The 3,622-nt window shown below is 30.3% G+C and carries 3 protein-coding genes and 1 pseudogene; all 4 read right to left on the bottom strand.

From position 1 onward, the window contains the following. Positions 1-292 precede the first annotated feature (292 nt). Positions 293-688, bottom strand: a complete 396-nt coding sequence (locus BAQ49_RS03825) for a hypothetical protein (RefSeq protein ID WP_071744255.1) — start codon at positions 686-688, stop codon at positions 293-295. Between the two features lie 543 nt (positions 689-1,231). Then, positions 1,232-1,426, bottom strand: a pseudogene (locus BAQ49_RS03830) (hypothetical protein); the annotation flags it as partial. A 301-nt stretch (positions 1,427-1,727) separates the two neighbouring features. Beyond that, positions 1,728-2,732: a VanZ family protein gene (locus BAQ49_RS03835; protein WP_071744257.1), complete on the bottom strand. Its 1,005-nt coding sequence runs from the start codon at positions 2,730-2,732 to the stop codon at positions 1,728-1,730. Positions 2,733-2,888: 156 nt separating this feature from the next. Next, positions 2,889-3,047: a hypothetical protein gene (locus BAQ49_RS32745; RefSeq protein WP_016097120.1), complete on the bottom strand. Its 159-nt coding sequence runs from the start codon at positions 3,045-3,047 to the stop codon at positions 2,889-2,891. Positions 3,048-3,622: the final 575 nt, after the last annotated feature.

The following is a 3,622-nucleotide window of genomic DNA, read 5'->3' on the forward strand; positions in this document are numbered from 1 at the left end:
CTGTTTGCAAAATAATATCATGATGATAATGTTTCCACTTGAATAAATTTCGCTTTTCCATACTGATCACGCCCCTTTTTTAGAGTAATAGTATCAGTATGTCCAAGATTTAGAGATTACCTGCAATTATTTTGAAGTTTTCGCACCAGAACCAGAATATTTATTCATAAGCAAAATTAAAAAGAGTAACAATATGTTACTCTCATCAAAAAAATCAAACCAATGTTTTCTAAATTATACTCCAAACACAGTCATTCTAACTCTCGAAATTTCGCTTTCTTAATTAAGTTTGCTATTTTTTTTCTTTAAATCCTTTGTTGATTAAATCCTCTGTTGATCGTATTACTTGTACATCTTTTGGAAGTTCACTTTCATCAATTTCTTTATACGTTATATTTCCATCTTTATCTTTATCTTCAATAATAAATTGTACTTTATCTGTGATAGATGTCTCTTCTTTTTTATCTGTTTCTACACCCTCTGTTGATTGTACTTGTACATCTTTTGGAAGTTCACTTTCGTCAATTTCTTTATACGTTATATTTCCATCTTTATCTTTATCTTGAATAGCATATTGTACTTTATCTTTGATAGATGTTTCTTCTTTTTTATCTGGTACTTCACCTGCTATACCACCAGTTAATAACCCTGTACTTAAAAGTGTTCCTGCTAATAATGTTTTAAACATTTTTTACTACCTCCTTGTTTGAAATTATATTAAACATAAAACAAAAATCTGTAGTTAATATGGATTATATCTAGAGATTATGTGAGTTTTATGATTGGGCTATCCTTTGTTTTTGGGTGTGAGTGCTGGCTTGTCGTGTGGGGCGAACCCCCACATAGCGTTGATTCAATATGGAAAAAGAAGAATATCTTGAACGGAAAAATTGGCGGTTCGGCTGGTACAATTGCTAATCCAAGTCGAGCAACCTAAGTCCTCGTTTTTGGTCTGTTCGGCTTGGCGATATACCAACCCCCGCCGAATTTCGGAATGCAAGGAGTAAGGTGGAAGATTTTTCGAGTGGGATTCTCAAAAAATACTCTCCGTTCCTTGTATGGAGAAAAGCCCTTATATAGAGAATGAGAAGAGACATACTTTTAAAAGTGTAAAAAACATTGTTATATCAAGGTTTTTTAGGTTTTTTGTCTGTGTTCAAAATAACACACACAAAAAACAAATATAAATAAAAAGTCGTAGTTGTCAAATTAAACAACTACGACTTAATTTTTAAAATAACTTATTAGGTAAATCTTTTAATATTGGTATTTTCATAGCTTTATAAAACATAAGTTTTAAAGCTTCATTTACATTATCTTTATCTCCTGCATAAATAATGTGAGGATTTACAAAGATTACAGATGCTCTAGCATTATTACCTTCTACACCAGATTCACCTTTAAATAACAAACCGTTTTGACACAACAAGAGGGTCTTAAAAATAGTGAATCTGATTAACTCCTTATCCTCCCTTCGGTCCGGTACCGTTGACAGACGCTTTAAATTATCTTCTAATAATCACAACATAATTACCCATATTTTTTGACTTAAAACGAAATAAGACCTTTTAAAATCCAAAATAAAAGTTCTCAGTGATACTTGGATCCTTTCCTTTTTTTTAAAACTTAACCCTATATAAAAAATCTATGGAAAAGTTCTACAAAAAAAAGTATCCCTACTTTTTTAGATAGGAATACTCTTTTTTGTATTAGAATAATTTACACTTTTATTTTTTTGCAGCAATATAGTATAAAGCCTCTTGTTTACCATTTATTATTCCTTCAAATTGATATACAGGCTGTTGGAAATCTTTTGTATCTGAATAAGATGATAATGTACATTTTGTAATAGTTATTATATCTCCTTTTTTTAAAGATTCTAGAGGTAAAAATTCTCCACGTTTTAATTTTTGGAATGCTTCTTTTGAAGAAATAATTTCTATATCTTTAATCTTTATTTGTTCTGAAGAATTTTTCTTAAATTTATAAACAGGCATTTTTTTAGAATCTGCATCTAATGATATAGTTGTTTTCATAGTAATATCAGACATATCCATTTTAGTTTCTGGGTTAATAGGTAAATTACCAAATTCTTGCATTTTGTAAGAAATAGTAATTCCCAATGTTAATAAACAAACTATCACTGGTAAAGATATATATTTAACAATTTGTTTAAATGGTACTGATTGTTTATCTAAAAAAACAATCAATAAATTACTTATACAATATCCAAGCATACCTCCTAAGGTGTTATGTAATACATCGGATATATCTATACGTCCAATACCTGTTACAAATTGAATTATTTCAATAAAAAAACTTGTACTAAATACGACTGATAATACTGCCCCTGCTTTTTTAAAGAAATTACTAATTAAGGGTAACAAAAATCCTACTGGAAAAAGTAAAGCAATATTTATAATAATATCTTGAAAAGAAACAAGTGAAAAATTATTCCAAGCAACTCTATATCCACGTAAAATATCAAAATTAATTATCCCTTCAGGCCGAATAATATTTTCACGACCAAATAAAGTTCCAGCTAATACAATAAGGTAATATCCTATCAATAGTGTAATCAAAACAATTTGTTTTTTTTCAAATGAATATTTCCCTTTATATATTCGTTTATACAAAACAAAATAACCTAAATTCAACAAAATAGGAACGAATAAAATTATTATTATACTAATAATACTTAAACTTCCTAATGTAGAATTGATAAAATTCATATAATACCTCCATACAATAACAATATATGTTTGAATTTAATTAAAAAATAAAATATATAAAAATGCAAAGGTATAAAATAACAAATATAATTAACCTGTAGTGCTAGTTGTTTATGAATATTATGTTTTCCTTTACCTTTTCATTGTGACATTTAGCTACGCTCCATGTGGTTGTGCTTCCCCTTTTGTAAGGACATACACATCTTTTTCTTTCACTAACGGATTAAATCTATCTACTATATCTCCTCCTGCATAAGTTAATAATCCACCTCCTACAACAACTAATCCTGAAACTGCAATCAATGCTTTTTTCATCTTTCATTTCCACCTTTCTTTTTCTTATATGATTAAGTGTGATTTTATTCATTTTTTAACGAATTCCCCGAAAGAATTCTCCTTCCTCAAGCGTGTGAAGGGCGTAGCCCAACGGTAGGTGGGAGGTGAATATCGGTTGGGAATCGCCAAAAACTTTTGATAAACTAGCTATATGAAGTTCTTTGATAACTTGATATATGAGGTTGCAGGAAGAAAATAGAGTGCGAAAACCAAGCCATTCGGTTCCTGTGTAAAATATCAACCGTACCAAAAGAGCGTCCAAGCGTTGGACATCTAGGGGTGGAACACCCCGAAGTAACGCTCAGGGAGACGAAAGGTTACTTTCGTCGTGGAACTGAGAAGCTCCCACTTCAAGCTTTGCTAAGTGGCGAGTAGTTCACGTTTAAATAAGAATGACCTTTAACACATTTCCAAGTATAAAGAGCATTTCTTAATAAAAAGTGGGGGAGCTTCTTAAGATTTTCTTAACAAACAGTTTCACAGGTTCTGGTGCAAATACTTAGGAAAGATATAAAGATGCGAAAAGTTTCCTAGTGAAATCTAGCCTTAAGCAG

Origin of the sequence: Bacillus proteolyticus (assembly GCF_001884065.1) — a bacterium.
Lineage (GTDB): Bacteria > Bacillota > Bacilli > Bacillales > Bacillaceae_G > Bacillus_A > Bacillus_A proteolyticus.

Coding starts and splice junctions, on each gene's coding strand:
- BAQ49_RS32745 (WP_016097120.1), bottom strand. CDS start 3,047: ATGAAAAAAGCATTGATTGCAGTTTCAGGATTAGTTGTTGTAGGAGGT.
- BAQ49_RS03825 (WP_071744255.1), bottom strand. CDS start 688: ATGTTTAAAACATTATTAGCAGGAACACTTTTAAGTACAGGGTTATTA.
- BAQ49_RS03835 (WP_071744257.1), bottom strand. CDS start 2,732: ATGAATTTTATCAATTCTACATTAGGAAGTTTAAGTATTATTAGTATA.